The 17,596-nt window shown below is 70.6% G+C and carries 7 protein-coding genes; all 7 read left to right on the top strand.

The features are described 5' to 3' along the window. The first annotated feature begins 12 nt into the window (after positions 1 to 12). Genes MSG_RS16790 through MSG_RS16760 form a run of 7 tightly spaced genes read left to right on the top strand, consistent with a single transcriptional unit; the run spans position 13 to position 17,500 of the window. Positions 13 to 750 carry a thioesterase II family protein gene (locus tag MSG_RS16790; protein WP_096444619.1) on the top strand — a complete coding sequence of 246 codons (738 nt, stop codon included), beginning with the start codon at positions 13 to 15 and terminating at the stop codon, positions 748 to 750. Further along, positions 743 to 2,041 (top strand): beta-ketoacyl [acyl carrier protein] synthase domain-containing protein, encoded by a 1,299-nt coding sequence (locus MSG_RS16785; protein ID WP_096441296.1) that lies wholly within the window; start codon positions 743 to 745, stop codon positions 2,039 to 2,041. Before MSG_RS16790 ends, MSG_RS16785 begins: the two co-directional genes overlap by 8 nt. Then, positions 2,041 to 5,031 (top strand): mycobactin polyketide synthase MbtD, encoded by a 2,991-nt coding sequence (mbtD, locus tag MSG_RS16780; protein WP_096441294.1) that lies wholly within the window; start codon positions 2,041 to 2,043, stop codon positions 5,029 to 5,031. The genes MSG_RS16785 and mbtD overlap by 1 nt, the downstream gene beginning before the upstream one ends. Continuing rightward, on the top strand, positions 5,028 to 11,576 hold the full coding sequence (locus MSG_RS16775; RefSeq protein ID WP_096441292.1) for a non-ribosomal peptide synthetase: 6,549 nt from the start codon (positions 5,028 to 5,030) through the stop codon (positions 11,574 to 11,576). Before mbtD ends, MSG_RS16775 begins: the two co-directional genes overlap by 4 nt. Then, positions 11,573 to 16,009, top strand: coding sequence for a non-ribosomal peptide synthetase (locus MSG_RS16770; RefSeq protein ID WP_096441290.1), 4,437 nt, complete (start codon positions 11,573 to 11,575; stop codon positions 16,007 to 16,009). Before MSG_RS16775 ends, MSG_RS16770 begins: the two co-directional genes overlap by 4 nt. Next, positions 16,006 to 17,295: an NADPH-dependent L-lysine N(6)-monooxygenase MbtG gene (gene mbtG / locus MSG_RS16765; protein WP_096441289.1), complete on the top strand. Its 1,290-nt coding sequence runs from the start codon at positions 16,006 to 16,008 to the stop codon at positions 17,293 to 17,295. Before MSG_RS16770 ends, mbtG begins: the two co-directional genes overlap by 4 nt. Beyond that, positions 17,273 to 17,500 (top strand): MbtH family protein, encoded by a 228-nt coding sequence (locus MSG_RS16760; protein ID WP_096441287.1) that lies wholly within the window; start codon positions 17,273 to 17,275, stop codon positions 17,498 to 17,500. Before mbtG ends, MSG_RS16760 begins: the two co-directional genes overlap by 23 nt. Positions 17,501 to 17,596 lie beyond the last annotated feature (96 nt).

Here is a 17,596-nt window from a genome sequence, read left to right as displayed (position 1 = left end):
GAGCTGGTGAGCATGTCCTCCACATTCCCATCCTGGATCAAGCGGATACCGGGCCGCAGCGCCGGTTCGGCAGGCGCGATCGTGGTCTTCCCCCATGCCGGGGCGGCCGCGGCGAGCTACCGGGTGCTGGCCGGCGCCCTGGCCGCCGGCGCGGACATCTACATCGTTCAGTACCCGCAGCGCGCCGACCGCATCACCGAACCGGCGCACGAAACCGTGCACGAACTCGCCCTCGACCTCTTCGAGGCCGGCCCGTGGGGCAGCCTCGCGCCACTGCAACTGTTCGGGCACAGCATGGGTGCGGTCGTCGCGTTCGAATTCGCCCGTGTCGCCGAGGAGCACGGCGTGCGCGTGCGGAAGCTGTGGGCATCGGCGGGGCCGCCGCCGTGCGTGGTTGCCGACATGCCGGAGCTGCCGACCAGCAACGACGAGGTACTCGCCGAGCTCGCCGATCTGGGTGGCACCGATCCCGAACTTCTCGCCGACGACGAGTTCTCGGAGCTGCTGGCCACCGCGATGCGCGCCGACTACCAGGCGTTCAACCGTTACGAGCCCAGCCCCGACATCCGGGTAGACGCCGACATCCACGTCCTCGGCGGGCGCGACGACCACCGCATCGCTGTCGAGGTGCTGCGGCTGTGGGCACGGCACACCACCGGAGCGTTCGAGTTGTCGCTGTACGACGGCGGGCATTTCTACCTCTACGACCACGTCGAGGCGATCGCCGCGCTGGTGAACGCCGATGCCTGACACCGACCCCGTCGTGATCGTCGGCATGGGAATCGAGGCGCCCGGCGGTATCGACACCGCCGACGGACTGTGGGAGCTGTTGGCGCACGGCCGCGAGGCGCTGGGTCCGTTCCCCACCGATCGCGGGTGGGCGGTCGCCGACCTGCTCGCCGGATCGCGCCGCGGCGGATTCAAAGAAATTCACAACAGCGGCGGATTCCTCAGCGGGGCAGCCACATTCGATCCGGAGTTTTTCGGCATCTCGCCCCGCGAGGCCGTCGCGATGGATCCCCAGCAGCGGGTCGTGCTCCGGGTCTCCTGGCGTGCCCTGGAAAACAGTGGCATCAACCCCGACGACCTGGCCGGCCAGGACGTGGGCTGCTTCGTCGGCGCGTCGGCCACCGGCTACGGACCCCCGATGGCCGAGTTCTCCGGCCACAGCGGTCATCTGCTCGCCGGGACGGCGCTGAGCGTAATCTCGGGGCGAATCGCCTACACCCTCGGCCTGTCCGGTCCGGCGCTCACCCTGGACTCCTCCTGCGCGTCCGCGCTCGTGGCGTTTCACGTCGCCGTGCGCTCGTTGCAGGACGGCGATTGCGATCTGGCGCTGGCCGGCGGCGTGAACGTGCTGGGCTCGCCCGGCTTCTTCGTCGAGTTCTCCAAACAGCACGCCCTGTCCGATGACGGTGTGTGCCGCCCCTACAGCGCGCGGGCCAGCGGGACGGTGTGGGCCGAGGGGGCGGCCATGTTTGTGCTGCAACGCAAGTCGGCCGCGGTGCGGGACGGGCGACCGATCGTGGCCGAGGTTCGCGCCACCGCCGTTAACCAGGACGGCCGCAGCGCCGGGCTCAGCGCGCCCAGCGAACAAGCGCAGATTCGGCTGTTCCGGCGGGCCATCGAGCGGGCGGAGATCAAACCTGGGGAGGTGGGGATGATCGAGGGCCACGGCACCGGCACCCGGCTCGGTGATCGCACCGAATTACGTTCGCTCGCACAGACGTACGGCGACACGGCGCCAGGCACCGGGGCGCTGCTGGGCTCGGTGAAATCCAACGTCGGCCACGCGCTGGCCGCGGCCGGCGCGCTCGGGTTGGCCAAGGTGTTGGTCTCCGCCGAACACGGCGCCGTGCCGCCGACCCTGCACGCCGCTCAGGCCAGCCCGGAAATCGACTGGGAAAGCCAGGGTTTGCGCCTCGCACAGACCCTGACGCCATGGCCGGCGGTCGGCGGGCTGCGGACCGCGGCGGCGTCGGCCTTCGGCATTGCCGGCACCAACGCGCATCTGATCGTGTCCGTCCCCGAGGTCGCCTAGTGCTCGATCATGTGCTGCCCGACGGCCGTGTCCCGGTACTGCTCTCCGCGCACGACGCCGAGCTGATCCGCCAGGAGGCGGCGGCGATTCTGACCTACCTCGACCGCAGCGCGGGCGACTGCGCGGACGTGACCTCGTCGGTCGCATCGACGCTGCTGCGGCTGCGGCGGGTCCGCAGGCACCGCGCCGTCGTCCGCGCCGCGAACCGCGCCGAGTTGATCGAGGGGTTGTCGGCGATCGCCCGCGGCGACGAACACGACCTGGTCGTCGGCGCCGCCGGGATCGCGACGCCCCGTGTCGCGTTCGTCTTTCCGGGTCAGGGCAATCAATGGCGGGGGATGGGAGCCGACGCCTACGGCCGGCTGGCGGACTACCGGGAGACGGCGGACAGCTGCGCGGATGCGTTCGTCGCGGGTGGATTCCCTTCTCCGCTGGCCTATCTGGTGGGCGAGCTGGATCGGGACTGGGCGCGGACCGAGATCCAGGCGGCCCAGTTCACCCACGCGGTCAGCTTGGCCGCGGCGTGGCAGTGTTTCGGGGTCCGTCCCGATCTGACCGTGGGGCACAGCCTCGGCGAGGTCGCGGCGGCCTATGTGGCCGAGGCGATATCGCTGCCGGACGCCGTCGCCCTGGTGGCAGCACGAGCCACCGTCGTCGATGGACTGACCGGCCGCTACGCGATGGCGGTGCTCGGTGTCGGCGTCGACGGGGCTGAGTCCGTGTTGGCCGACACCGCGGGGTGGCTGGAGGTATCGGCGGTCAACGGGCCGTCGTCAACCGTGGTCTCCGGTGACCACGATGCGGTGGCCGCCGCGGTGCGGCTGGCGGGGCAGCGGGGCATCTTCACCCATCACCTGGCCGTCGACTACCCGGGGCACACCAGCGCGCTACGGCAGCTGCGCACCGACCTGATCGAGCGCATACCCGACTCGACATTCCGCGACGGGCCGGTGACATTCATCGGATCCACGGTGGGCGGCCAGGTCGGCAGCGATACCGACTTCCCCGAGTACTGGTATGAAAATCTCTGCGGCACAGTACGGTTCGATCGGGCCGTGCAGTTCGCCCAGAAGTGCGGGGCCGACGCGTTCATCGAGTTGTCCGCGCACCCGGCGCTGCTGTATCCGTTGGCCGACATCGTCGACGACGCGCTGATAGTCGGCTCCGGTCATCGAGACGAGTCGATCACCGACTCGCTGTCGGCGAACATCGCGACCGTCGCAACGGCCCACCCCCGCTGCCGGTGGGCCGACGCCATCCCGGGAGGTGTGCGCCCACCACTGCGCAATTTCCCCAACGCGCCGATGCGGGCGTTGCAACTCTGGGCGACGCCGGAACCGCTGTCCGACGTCACCCCGGTTGCCACGTTGACCGTCGCCGTCGAGGACTGGCAGCCGGCGGCCCCGGCGCCCGCCGGCGGCGCGACGGCCCGCGGGATCGCGGTTGTCGGCGAGCCCGGCGCCTGGACGCAGCAGCTGATCGACGCGGTCGCGGCGTCCCCGGGCTGCGTTGCGGTGGCGCCGCAGCAGGCGGAGATCGTCGCGATCATCGCGCCGGAACTCGATCGTCACGACGTCACCACCGCGATCGAACAGATCGCCGGCCGGCCTGACGCGGGCCTTCCCGATTACGCCGCGATCGTCGGCCCCGGCTGCCGGGCGGTCTGGCTGCTGACTGCCGGCGCCGAACAGTTCGGCGCCGACGCGGCGAATGTCTCCGGCGCGCAGGCGGCGCTGGCCGCAATGCATCGCAGCGTCGGGTTCGAATTCCCGGATCAGGCATTCGGGCACCTCGACCTGCCGCACCGCGACGTCGACGCCGGCACGGCGCGCGCCGTCGTCGACGCGCTGCTCGGCGAGGCGGCCGAGGTCGCGCTGCGCGGCGCCGAGTCGCCGCGACGGTATGTTCGAACCTTCCGCGACTGCCGGGAATCGGCGACCGCCCGACCGCTGGACGCCGCCGCACTGGACCACGTGGTGATCACCGGAGGCAACGGGGCCATCGGGCTGCAGTACGCCCGCTACTGCGTCGAACACGGGGCGCGCACGGTTACCCTGTTGAGCCGCAACGGAGTCGACGCGCCCGCCCTGGCCCGGCTCGCCGAGAACTACGACGTGGTGGTGCAGGCGCCGCGGTGCGACATCACCGACGCGGCCGCGCTGTCCGCCGTCGCGGCCGAATATGCCGGCGCGGGGGCGTCATTGGTGATCCACACCGCCGGCATCGCCCGGGCGCGCCGGCGTGCCGATCTCACCGGCGCGGACGTGGCCGAGGTGTGCGCCGCGAAGGTCGTCGGGCTGGCGCGGCTGGCCGACCTGTGGCCGCTGCGGCCGGACTGCCGGATGCTGGCCTGCTCCTCGGTCTTCGGGGTCTGGGGCGGTTACAGTCACGCGGCCTATGCGGCGTCGAATCGGCTGCTCGATGTGCTGGCCGCGCAATTGCGGCGCGGCGGGCGGGACTGCATCGCGATCCGCTGGGGATTGTGGCAAAGCGCCGGAGTCGTGGCGGGCAACGAGATCACTCGCACCGAACGCTCCGGACTGGTCGCGATGGACCCGGGGCTGGCCATCGAGGCCGGCCTGTATCGCTACGACGCCGACCCGCTGATCTTCGATGCCGACTTCGACCGCCTCGCGGTGTTCTTTGAAAGCCAGGGCATGCCAACGCCATTCAGCGCGACGCACGACGGCGATGCAGCCGGCGGTGGCGACGGGGTGCCGCAGCAACTGGCCGAGGTCGTGCGTGCCGAGCTCGCCGCGACCCTGCACCTCGGCGATCCGGCGTCGATCGACCCGAGCGCCTCGCTGATCGACCTCGGGGTCGATTCCCTGCTCGCGCTCGATCTGCGCAAGCGGCTGCGCCGGACCGTGGGCAACGCGGTCCCGGTGGCGCACATGCTCGGCGGCATCACCGTGCACGAACTGATCGACGCCGTGCGCGCCGGTTCACCCCAAGCTCGCGATGCGAGAAAGGTTGGAGTCCTAGCGTGACTGAAACCACCCGGCTCGACGAACAGCGCCTGGAACTGTTGCGTCGCAAGATCGCTGAACGCGGGCTGGCCAGGCCCGAGGGCGGCGCGGCCGTGGCGACCGACGACGAGCCGGCCGTCTCGGCGGGCCAGCACCGGATGTGGTTCGTGCAGTCGGTCGACCCCGACAGCGCGCTGCTCAACATCTGCGTGTCCTATCGCCTCAGCGGCGCCGTCGATGTCGCGCGGTTGCACGACGCGGTCGACGCCGTCGCGGCCCGCCACGCCGTCCTGCACACGACGTTCGAGACGACGCCCGAGGGCGATCCCCGCCCGGTGGTCCGTGACGACCTGCGGCCGCAGTGGGCCGACCACGACGTGTCCGGCTTGACCGATCAGGCGCGGCGGTTGCGGCTGGATGTGCTGGCGCAGCGGGACTTCGGCCGGGCGTTCGACCTGAGCAAGGATTCGCCGCTGCGGGTCACCGTCGCGCGGTTGTCCGCCGACGAGTTGATGATGCTGATCACCGTCCACCACATCGCCTGGGACGACGGCTCCTGGGCGCCGTTTTTCGCCGACCTGACCCGTGCCTATGCCAACCCGGACGGGTATGCCGCCGAACCCGTGGTTCCCGCGCCGGTCGCGGCTTCTGACGGGGACGCGTGTCGCGAAGCGGACCTGGCCTACTGGCGGCCGTTGATCACGGATCTTCCTGAGCCGCTCGAGCTTCCGGGTCCCAACGGCTCGGTGGTGCCCAGCACGCTGCGCGCGCAGCGCGCGACCGCGCAGCTGTCGGCGGCCACCATCGAGCGGGCGGCGGCGCTGGCGCGCGAAACCGGCGCCACCCCGTACATGGTCTTGATGGCGGCCTTCGCCGCATTGGTGCACCGTTACACCGGATCGACCGACTTTCTGATCGCGGCCCCGGTGCTGAACCGCGGGGTCGCAACCGACGACGCGATCGGCTATTACGGCAACACCGTGGTGATCCGGTTGCGGCCGCAGTCGCGCCAGACCTTCCGCGACCTGCTGGCTGAAACGCGGGACAACGCGGTGGGCGCGTTCGCGCATTCGCGAGCCGATCTGGATTGGCTGGTGCGCGAATCCAATCCGGACCGCCGGCACGGTGCGGACCGGATGACCCGGGTGAGCTTCGGGCAGCGCGACGCGGACGGGCCGGGCTTCGCGCCGGCCGGGGTGCGCTGCGAGCGCGCCGAGCTGCGCGGCCACTTCAACCAGCTGCCACTCAGTTTCATGGTCGAACTGGCGCAAGACGGCGCCGGACTGGTCGAGGCCGAATACCTGGTCGAGGTGCTCGACCGCGAACTCGTCGAGCAACTCCTGCGGCACTACGTGGTGCTGCTGGACAGCGCGCTGACCGACCCCGACGCCCGGCTGTCGGCGTGCCGGCTGATGAGCGACGACGACGCGCACTGGCTGCGCCAAGTGTCGACCGGTGCGCAGTTCCGCACCCCGGCCGCCACCCTGCCCGCGTTGGTGACCCGGCGCGCGGCCCGGTCGCCCGATGCCGTCGCCGTGGTTTACGAGGGCCGCCAGTACAGCTACCGCGAGATCGACGACGAGTCGAACCGGGTGGCGCACTGGCTCATCGAGCAGGGCATCGGGACCGAGGACCGGGTCGCGGTGCTGCTGGACAAGTCGCCCGAGCTGGTCATCACCGCGCTGGGCATCCTGAAATCGGGCGCGGTCTACCTGCCGGTGGACCCCACCTACCCGCGGGATCGGCTGGCCTTCATCCTCGGCGATGCCGACGCCAAACTGATTCTGCGCGAACCGATCACCGGCCTGGAGAGCTACCCGGTCACCGAACCCGAGCTGCTTCGTCCGCTGGACCCGCGGAACACCGCATACCTGATCTACACCTCGGGATCGACGGGGCTGCCCAAGGGCGTGCCCGTTCCGCACGCGCCGATCGCCGAGTACTTCGTCTGGTTCGGCGACGAGTACCGCGTCGACGAGACCGAACGGCTGCTGCAGGTCGCGTCGCCCAGCTTCGACGTGTCCATGGGCGAGATCTTCGGCACGCTGATCATGGGCGCCGGGCTGGTGATTCCCCGGCCCGACGGGTTGCGAGACATCGGCTACCTGACCGAACTGCTGCGCCGCGAGGGCATCACCTCGATGCATTTCGTACCGTCGCTGCTGGGGCTGTTCCTGTCGTTGCCGGGCGTCAAGCAATGGCGCACCCTGCGCCGCGTGCCCATCGGCGGCGAGGCGCTGCCCGGCGAGATCGCCGACAAGTTCCACGCCACCTTCGACGCGCTGCTGTACAACTTCTACGGACCGACCGAGACCGTGGTCAACTGCACCAGCTACCCGGTGCAGGGCGCCCAGGGAGCCCGGGTGGTGCCTATCGGCCGGCCCAAGATCAACACGCAGGTCTATCTGCTCGACGACGCGCTGCAGCCGGTACCCGTGGGTGTGATCGGCGAGATCTACATCGGTGGAACACATGTCGCGCACGGATATCACCGCCGGCCCGGATTGACGGCCGAGCGATTCGTCGCCGACCCGTTCGCCCCTGGCGCGCGGCTGTACCGGTCGGGAGACTTGGCCCGCCGCAACGCCGACGGCGACATCGAGTTCGTCGGCAGAGCCGACGAGCAGGTGAAGATCCGCGGCTTCCGCATCGAGCTCGGCGAGATTGCCGCGGCCATCTCGGTCGACCCCAGCGTCGGCCAGGCCGTCGTGGTCGTCGCCGACCTGCCCGGCCTGGGCAAGAGCCTGGTCGGCTACCTGACCCCGGCCGCAGGCGCGGGCACGGAAACCGTTGAGGTCGAACGCATCCGGGCCCGCGTGGCCGCGGCGCTGCCCGACTACATGACCCCGGCCGGCTACGTCGTGCTCGACGAGATCCCGATCACCGCGCACGGCAAGATCGACCGCGCCGCGCTACCCGAGCCGCAGATCGCACCCGGGGCCGAATACCGCGAGCCGACCACGCCGACCGAACGCCGCGTCGCCGCACTGTTTTCCGGGCTGCTCGGCCACGGCCGGGTCGGGGTCGACGACTCGTTCTTCGACCTGGGCGGGCACTCGCTGGTGGCCACCAAGCTGGTCACCGCGATCCGCTCGGACTGCGGCGTCGAGATCGGCATCCGCGACGTCTTCGAGCTGGGCACGGTGGCGTTGCTGGCCGAACGGATCGACCGGCTCGGTTCCGGGGAACCCGGGCAGTCGCGGCCCAGACTGGTTGCCACGGCCCACGACGAGCCGCAGCCGTTGTCCTCTTCGCAGCTGCGCAGCTGGTTCGCCTACCGCGTCGACGGGCCCAGTTGGGTCAACAACATCCCGTTCGCCGCGAAGCTGAGCGGCCCGTGGGACATCGACGCGTTGATCGCCGCCACCGGCGACGTCGTCGCCCGGCACGAGATCCTGCGCACCAGCTACGTCGAAATAGATGGCGTGCCATACCAAGTCGTCAATCCGGCCAGTGGCTTGACGGTCCACCGCGAGGCCTGGAGCGCCCAAGGCGACAGCGAATCGTGGCTCACGGAGCGGCTGGACACCGAGCGCCGGTATTGCTTCGAGCTGGACGCCGAATGGCCGATCCGGGTGGCGGTGTTCGACACCGGCGCGGGCGAGCACGTCTTGTCGCTCGTGGTCCACCACATCGCCTCCGACCACTGGTCGGCGGGCGTGCTGTTCGCCGATCTCATCGCCGCCTATCGGGCCCGGCGCGGCGGGGAAGCCCCGGCCTGGGCGCCGCTGCGGGTGCAGTATGCCGACTACGCGGCTTGGCAGGGCGCGTTTTTGGGCGACTCCAGCGGTCAGGAGTCCGCCGTCGCCGCCGAGCAGCGCGAGTACTGGACATCGCAGCTCGTCGGGCTCGCCGAGGATGCCGGGCTGCGGCCGGACTTTCCGCGGCAGCCCGTGCCCAGCGGGGCGGGCGAATCCGTCGAGTTCAGCATCGACACGGCCACCCGCACCAAGCTGTCCGAACTCTGCCGCGAGCTGGGCATCACCGAATTCATGCTGCTGCAGACGGCGGTCGCGGTAGTGCTGCACAAGGCGGGCGGGGGAGTGGACATTCCCCTCGGCACCCCCGTGGCCGGCCGCACCGAGACCGAGCTGGAGCAGTTGATTGGCTTTTTCGTCAATATCCTGGTGCTGCGCAACGACTTAACGGGCAACCCGACGCTGCGCGAGGCGCTGACCCGGGCCAGGGAGACGGCGCTGGCCGCCTACGCCCACCAGGACCTGCCCTTCGACCGCGTGGTCGACAGCGTCAGCCCGGTTCGCTCGCTGTCGCGCAATCCGCTGTTCCAGGTGGTGGTGCACGTGCGCGATCACCTGGCCGCCACCCGGGTGATCGAGGCGGCACTGGAGGCCGGCGGCGAGGACACGGTGTGCACCTCGCTGGACCCGACCTTCGACATGGCGCACGCTGACCTGTCCGTCAACTTCTTCGGCACCGACGGCGCGGGGGACATCGGCTACAACTGCGCGGTCATCTTCCGCACCGAGCTGTACCGCCGGGCCACCATCGAGCGGCTGGCCGGTTGGCTGGCCCGCGTCGTCACCGAGTTCGCCGACGACGTCGACCAGACGCTGCGCGACGTCCGGTTGGTCGACGACGACGAGCAACACCGCGTCGTGGCGGACTGGAGCCGCGGTGAGCCGGCGCCGCAGGACCGGCCGCGCACCATCGGTGACCTGTTGCGGCCCAGCCGGAACTTGGGGACCGACCGGATCGCGGTGCGCTGTGCCGACCAGGAAATCGATTATCCTGCGCTGCATCGTCGTTCGGATAACCTGGCGGCGCTGCTCGTCGAGCACGGTGTTGGGCCCGGGTCGCTGGTCGGGTTGTCCATGCGGCGCAGCATCGAACTGGTGGTGGCGCTGGTGGCCATCATGAAGGCCGGCGCCGGTTACTTCCCGATCGACCCGGCCTATCCGCCGGCACGCAAGGAACTCATGCTCGACGACGTCAGGCCGCCGGTCGTGCTGGCGACGGTCGAGGCGCTGGACACCATGCCCGATATCACCGGCGTCACATTGCTCTTGCTGGACGACCCGTGGGTGCGCGCGGCGGTCGACAACGACGCCGCGCCGGTGGACGGCTTCCCGGCGCCGCACCCCGACGACCCGATGTACCTGGTGTTCACGTCCGGGTCCACCGGAAAGCCCAAGGGCGCGGTCGGCACCCACCGGTCCATGTCGGCCCGGCTGGACTGGCAGCTGCGTCACTACCCGCCGCGCACCCGCGACGTCCGATTGGCCCAGGCTTCGATCACGTTCCTCGAGGGCGGCATGGAAATGCTGGCCGGCCTGGCCGCGGGCGCCACCATGATCCTCGCCGACGACACCGAGCTGCGCGATGCCGAAGCCCTTGGTGCGCTGATGAACCGGCATTCGGTCGCCCAGGTCACCGCGGTGCCCAGCCTGGTCTCGGCCCTGATCGACGCCCAGCCCGACGCGGTGCGCTCCCTGGCGCGGCTGGTGTGCGGCGGCGAGCCGGTGAGCATATCGCTGCTGGCGCGGCTGGTCGCGGTGTGTGCCGACGGCGGGACCGAACTGCTGAACAACATCGGCTCCACCGAAACCTCCGGCGCGGTGAGCCGCGGCCCGTTGTACCCGCCAAATCCGCTTGTCGGCAAACCGCTTCCGGGTTGCGACGCCTATCTGCTCGACGACGGGCTGCGCCCGGTGCCCGTCGGCGTGGTGGGCGAGCTGTACTACGCCGGCGACCAGCTGGCCCGGGGCTACTGGAAGCGATCCGGGCTCACCGCGACCCGTTTCGTTGCCAATCCCTATGGCGCCCAGCCCGGTTCGCGGCTGTATCGTAGCGGCGACCTGGCCCGGTGGACCGAGGACGGTCAGCTGGAATTCGTCGGGCGCGCCGACCACCAGGTGCAGGTGCGCGGTTTCCGCGTCGAGCTCGCCGAGGTCGAGGCCGCACTGGCCGCGGTCGACGGCGTTGCCGCGGCCGCCGCCCGCACCTGGGACCTGCACGGGGCCGCCTCGCTGGCCGGATACGTTGTGCCACAACGGCCGATCACCGACGACGCCGAGCGAGCGGCGTTCGCCGGCTCGGTGCGCAGCGCTATCGCCCGGACGCTGCCCGGGTACATGCTGCCCTCGTCGCTGACGGTGCTCGACGCGCTGCCGAAGACCGAGTCGGGCAAGCTGAACCGGCCGGGCCTGCCGCGGCCGGCGGTCGTCACCAGCGGCCGGATCGAGCCGACCCGGACCGCCACCGAGCGCGCCCTGGCCACGGTGTTCGCCGAACTGCTGTCCACCGCCGAAGTCGGGCGCTCCGACGACTTCTTCGCGCTCGGCGGGGACAGCATCTTGTCGGTCCAGTTGGCGGCGCGGGCCCGCGCCGCCGGCCTGGCGGTTAGCCCGCGAATGGTATTCGAGAACCCGACCGTGGCGGAGCTGGCCGCCGCGCTGGATGCGTCGGACGGCACGCACGCCGAACTCGAACACACCAACGGGCACGCCGACACGCGATTCGAGCCGATGAGCACCTCGGGCCTGTCACCCTCGGATCTGGCTGCGGTGACCGAACTTTGGTCCTCGTCGCGCGACGGCACGTCATGACCGCCGCCCGCACCGACACGGCGTCCGGCATCGAGGACGTGATGGCGCTGAGCCCCCTGCAGGAGGGCCTGTACTCGCTGACCACGCTGGCCGAATTCGCCGAGGGCCAGCCTGCCGACGACCCGTACCTGATCGGGATCGCCGCGGACATCTCCGGCGTGCTCGACGTCGACCTGCTGCGCGAGTGCGCGAGGAAGATGTTGACCCGGCACCCCAACCTGCGAGCCAGCTTCTTCAGCCGCGGGATCGCACGTCCGGTCCAGATCGTCCCGTCCCGGTTCGAGCTGCCCTGGCGGACCGTCGCCGCCGCGCCCGAGGAGGTGCCCGCGCTGCAGACCGGCGAGCGCCGGCGGCCGTTCGACCTGGAACGCGGCCCCGCGATCCGGTTTCTGCTCATTGAATTGCCCGGCACCCGTTGGCGGTTAGTGCTCACCGCGCACCACATCGTGATCGACGGTTGGTCGTTGCCGGTGTTCGTCAACGAGATGATGATCCTCTACCAGGCCGGGGGCGACCTGTCGGCGCTGCCCGTGGCTCCGCGGCCGTACCGCGATTACATCGGCTGGCTGGCCGGCCGGGATCAGGCTGCCAGCGAACAGGTTTGGCGTCGGCACCTCGCCGGGTTGGCCGGCCCCACCCTGCTCGCGGCTGCGCTGGGCTCGGTCGAGGCGGCCGGCGGACAGCAGGCGGCGTTGCCGCGCACGACCGAACTACGGCTGACCGCCGAGGCGACCGGGGCGTTGATCGACGGTGCCCGGTCGCGCGGTGTCACCGTCAGCACGCTGCTGCAAATGGCCTGGGCCCTGGTGTTGTCCCGGCTGACCGACACCCTTGACGTGGTATTCGGCGTGACCGTGTCGGGGCGGCCGGCCGAGCTGGCCGGCGTAGAAACCATGATCGGCCTGTTCATCAACACGGTGCCGCTGCGGGTGCGGCTCAACCCGGCCGCCGCTGTCGGCGAGCAGTGCCGCGCGGTGCAGCGCGACGCCGCACTGCTGCGGGAGCACAGCTACCTCGGGCACGCCCAGTTGCGGGCCCTCGGCGGGGTCGGGGAGATGTTCGACACCCTGCTGGTCTACGAGAACTTTCCACTGGATGGGTTGGCCGCCGGCGGTGAATTGCGCGCCGGCGGTGCGACATTCCGTCCGCACGCGCTGCAGAGCCTGTCACACTTTCCGGTCGCGATCGCCGCGCACCTCGCCGACGGCGAGCTGGTGGTGTTGATCGAAGTGATCGACGGGGCGCTGGGCGCCACACCCGCCGTCGCCCTCGGTCGACGGGTGTTGGCCACCGCCGAGCGACTGTTGCAGGACTGGGAACGACCGCTGCGCGAGGTCAGCGTCCTGTTCGAGGACGAGACGATTCCGCCGCGCGGCGCGAGCGCGTTGACCCCGACGGGGACGCGCGGCATCCACGCGCGGTTCGCCGATGTCGCGGCGGCGACACCGGACCACACTGCGATCAGCTGGGTGGGCGGCACCCTGAGCTATCGCGAGCTGGACTCCGCCGCCAACGCGCTGGCCGCCCGGCTTGCCGCCCGCGGGGTGGCCGCCGAAACGCCGGTGGCCATTCGGCTTTCGCGAGGACCGCACTACGTCGTCGCGATGCTGGCCGTACTCAAGGCCGGTGGCATGTGTGTGCCGATGGAACCGGGCATGCCCCCCGAACGGGTGGACTCGATTTTGCGGCAGACCGGCGCGTCGATCATGGTGGACGAGGAGTTGGTCAGCGCCGGCGGGCACGACGAATTCCGCCCGGTCGACGTGTCACCCGGGCAGGCCGCCTATGTCGTGTTCACCTCGGGAACGACGGGAGAACCCAAGGGCGTCATCGGAACTCACGCGGCCCTGGGCGCCTACGCCGACGATCATCTGGACGCGGTGCTGCGGCCCGCGGCGGCCCGGTTGGGCCGGCCGCTGCGTATCGCGCACGGTTGGTCGTTCGCGTTCGACGCGGCCTGGCAGCCGCTGGTCGGGCTGCTCGACGGGCACGGCGTGCACGTCGTCGACGAGGCCACGCAGACCGACGCGGAGGCATTGGTCAAGGCGATCGCCGAGCACGGGGTCGACATGATCGATACGACGCCGTCGATGTTCGCCCAACTCAGCGCGTGCGGTCTGCTGACCACCGTCCCGCTGGCGGTGCTGGCACTGGGCGGCGAGGCGGTCGGCAGGTCGGCGTGGGAGCTGATCCGGTCCGAGTGCGCGCGCACGGGCATGACGGCGCACAACTGCTACGGCCCCACCGAGACCACTGTGGAGGCGGTCGTGGGAGCCATCGCGGATTACCAGGTGCCGTCGATCGGGTGCCCGACGCGACACACTCGGGGGTACGTGCTGGATTCCGCGCTGCGGCCGGTGCCGTGCGGCGCGACCGGCGAGCTGTATCTGGCCGGCGCGCAGCTGGCCCGCGGATACCTCGGGCGTGCGGCTGAGACCGGTCGGCGTTTTGTCGCCGACCCGTTTACGACGGGCGAACGCATGTACCGCACCGGCGATTTGGTGCGCCGAGCGGCCGACGGCGCGCTGCAGTACGTGGGCCGCGCCGACGCGCAGGTCAAGATCCGCGGCTACCGCGTGGAGCCCGGCGAGATCGTCGCCGCGCTCGAATCCCACCCCACGGTCCGGCACGCGGGCGTGCTGGTGCGGCAGCGGCAGGGCGGCGCCCGCCTGACCGCGTACGTGGTGGCCGACGCGGCGATGCACACCCCGTCGGCCGCGCAACTGCGGGCCGCGCTGAGCGCCCGGCTGCCGCGCTACATGATTCCGCATCGCATCGTTACGGTCGACGAAATCCCGCTGACCGCCAACGGCAAGCTGGACGAGGCCGCGCTGAGCGCGTTGGACGTCGCCGCGGCCGGCGTCGGGACCGAACCCGAGACCGCCACGGAAACCGCTCTGGCCCAACTGCTTTCGGAACTGCTGCAACAGCCCAGCGTCGACGTCGCCGCCGACTTCCTGCAGCTGGGCGTGGACAGCATCACAGCGCTGTCGGTGGTGCAGGCGGCGCGGGCCCGGGGTATCGCGCTGCGCGCCCGGCTCGTTCTCGACTGCGCCAACGTCCGCGAGCTGGCCGAGGCCATCGATTCCGAGGCCGCCGAGGCCGCTGAGGCCCGAGCCGCCGCCCGCGTGGACGAGGAAAGCACCGAGCCGATGCCGTTGCTGCCCAACGGCCGCTGGCTCTACGAATACGGCGAGCCGCGCCGGCTGGCGCAGACCGAGGCGATCCGATTGCCCGAGGACGTCACTCGCGAGCAGCTGGACGCCGCGCTGGCAAGCGTCGTCGCCGGGCATCAGGTGCTGCGCACCCGCCTGGACCGCACCACGAAGACCCTGGTCCCGGCATCGCCCTCGGAAAGCGCCGACCTGCTCACCGAGGCGCAGGCGACCGGCGACCTGCAGGCGGAGGTTCCCGCCCAGGTCGCCCGGGCGGTCGACCGCCTCGACCCCGAGCGGGGAGCGTTGCTGGCCGCGGTGTGGCTTCGTCCGCCGGCCGGGCGCAGCGTCCTGCTGTTGGCCGCGCACGTGCTGGCGATGGATCCGGCGTCGTGGCGAGTGGTGATCGGCGAATTGGACGCCGCGCTGCAGGCACTCGCCGCCGGCCGCGCGCCCGCGCCGATCCGGGAGCACACCAGCTACCGCCGCTGGGCCGCCGCCCTGACCGAACGCGCCCACCGGCTGGACACCGCGCCGTTCTGGGCCGCGCAGCTCGCGGGCGACGATCCCACCCTCGGCACCCGGCGGGTCGATCCGGGCCGCGACCGGGCCGGCGACCTGAGCGTGCGCATGGTCGCCGCCGACGCGGACACCACCCGCCGGCTGCAGGAGTCCGGCGTGGCGCTGCCCGTCCTGTTGGTCACGGCCACCGCGGCGATGGTGACGCGGTGGCGGCAGGCCCGCAACCAGCCCACCCCGCCGCCGCTGCTGGCGCTCGAAACCCACGGCCGCGCGGACAATTTGGTGGACTCTCCGGACGCCCACACCGTCGACACCGACGACACGGTCGGGCTGCTCAGCTCCATCTATCCGGTCCGCGTGGACTCCGCCGATCCGCGTCGCGTCGCCGAGCGGCTCGCGGTGATCCCGGGCGATGGACTCGACTACGGCTTGCTGCGCTATCTGCGGGCCGACACCGCCGAGCGCCTTGCCGCGCTGCCCGGCCCGCAGCTGCTGCTGAACTATCTGGGCGCGGCTCACACCGGGGGCGGGACCGTGCTGACGCCGGAACGCGAACTGCTGGCCGGGGTGTCGCCGCAGCCGGAACCGGGGGCCGCGGTGCGCCACGAGCTGACCATCGTGGCCGCGATGCTGACCTTCGACGGCCAGCGCGTCCTGGCGGCACAGTGGCGGGCTTTGCCCGACATCCTTGATGACGCGGATATCACTGCGTTGCAACAACTTTGGATTGATTCTCTGCAGGAGATGGTGACATGAGCACACTTGCGGTCCTGGGCGCGGGCGCCAAAGCGGTGGCGGTGGCCGCCAAGGCGTCGGTGCTGCGCGACATGGGCGTCGACGCCCCCGAGGTGATCGCCGTCGAACGCACCGGGGTCGGGGCGAACTGGCAGGCGAGCGGCGGCTGGACCGACGGGGCGCACCGGCTGGGCACCAGCCCGGAAAAGGACGTCGGGTTTCCCTACCGCTCGTCGCTGGTGCCGCGCCGCAACGCCGAACTCGATGAGCGGATGACCCGGTACAGCTGGCAGTCGTATCTCATCGCGAACTCCCTGTTCGCCCAATGGGTCGACCGGGGCAGGCCGGCGCCCCCGCATCACCGGTGGAGTCAGTACCTGTCCTGGGTGGCCGACCACGTCGGACTCGAGGTCGTGCACGGCGAGGTCGACGGCCTGTCGGTGACCGGGGACCAATGGGCGCTGCACACCCACGAGACCACGGTGCGCGCGGACGCCCTGATGATCACCGGACCGGGCCAGGCCGAAAAGTCTTTGCTGCCCGGCAATCCACGCGTGCTGTCGATCGCGCAGTTCTGGGATCGCGCCGCCGGGCACGACCGCATCACGGCCGAGCGGGTGGCGGTCATCGGCGGCGGCGAGACGGCCGCGTCGATGCTCAATGAGCTGTTCCGGCACCGGGTTTCGACCATCACCGTGATTTCGCCGCAGGTCACGCTGTTCACCCGGGGCGAGGGGTTCTTCGAGAATTCGCTGTTCTCCGACCCCACCGACTGGACCGCCTTGACGCTGCAAGAACGCCGCGACGCGCTGGCCCGCACCGACCGCGGGGTGTTCTCGGCGAACGTCCAGGAGGCGCTGCTCGCCGACGACCGCATCCACCACCTGCGCGGCCGGGTGGCCCACGCGGTCGGCCGCGACGGGCAGATCCGGTTGACGCTGTCCACCAATCGGGGAAGTGAGAACCTGGAGACGGTGCACGGCTTCGATCTCGTCATCGACGGTTCGGGTGCCGACCCGCTGTGGTTTACCTCACTTTTCCGTCAGGACGCGCTCGACCTGCTCGAACTCGGGTTGGGCGGACCCCTGACCTCAGATCGCCTGCACGAAGCAATAGGCTACGACTTGGCCGTCATCGACGTCGCGCCGAAGCTGTTCCTGCCGAACCTGTCCGGACTGACGCAGGGGCCGGGATTTCCCAACCTAAGCTGTCTCGGGCTGCTGTCAGATCGGGTACTCGGTAGTACGACCACCCCGGGCAATCACCCCACGATGAGGAGATGTGATGAGCGTCAATCCCTTCGATGACGAAAACGGCACGTTCTTCGTCCTGGTCAACGACGAGGAGCAGCACAGTTTGTGGCCCACGTTCAGCGACGTGCCCGACGGCTGGCGCGTGGTGTACGGCGAGGCTGCGCGGGCGGAGTGCCTGGATTTCATCGAACAGAACTGGCCCGACATCCGCCCGAAGAGCCTGCGTGACGCGGTGGAGGCCCGCCGATCGGCGCAGTAGCGAAGCCGAAAATTCTGGGCTGCCACACAGCCTGCGCACAGATCAACCAAGCAAATCTCCCGTAGCATCTGTCTCAAGGTGCACAATTGCACCATC

It is taken from the genome of Mycobacterium shigaense (assembly GCF_002356315.1).
In the GTDB taxonomy this organism is placed as follows: domain Bacteria; phylum Actinomycetota; class Actinomycetes; order Mycobacteriales; family Mycobacteriaceae; genus Mycobacterium; species Mycobacterium shigaense.
Note: the sequence above shows the minus strand (reverse complement) of the source record. Positions and strands in the feature narration are given on the sequence as shown.

Coding starts and splice junctions, on each gene's coding strand:
- MSG_RS16790 (WP_096444619.1), top strand. CDS start 13: ATGTCCTCCACATTCCCATCCTGGATCAAGCGGATACCGGGCCGCAGC.
- mbtG (WP_096441289.1), top strand. CDS start 16,006: ATGAGCACACTTGCGGTCCTGGGCGCGGGCGCCAAAGCGGTGGCGGTG.
- MSG_RS16770 (WP_096441290.1), top strand. CDS start 11,573: ATGACCGCCGCCCGCACCGACACGGCGTCCGGCATCGAGGACGTGATG.
- MSG_RS16785 (WP_096441296.1), top strand. CDS start 743: ATGCCTGACACCGACCCCGTCGTGATCGTCGGCATGGGAATCGAGGCG.
- MSG_RS16760 (WP_096441287.1), top strand. CDS start 17,273: ATGAGCGTCAATCCCTTCGATGACGAAAACGGCACGTTCTTCGTCCTG.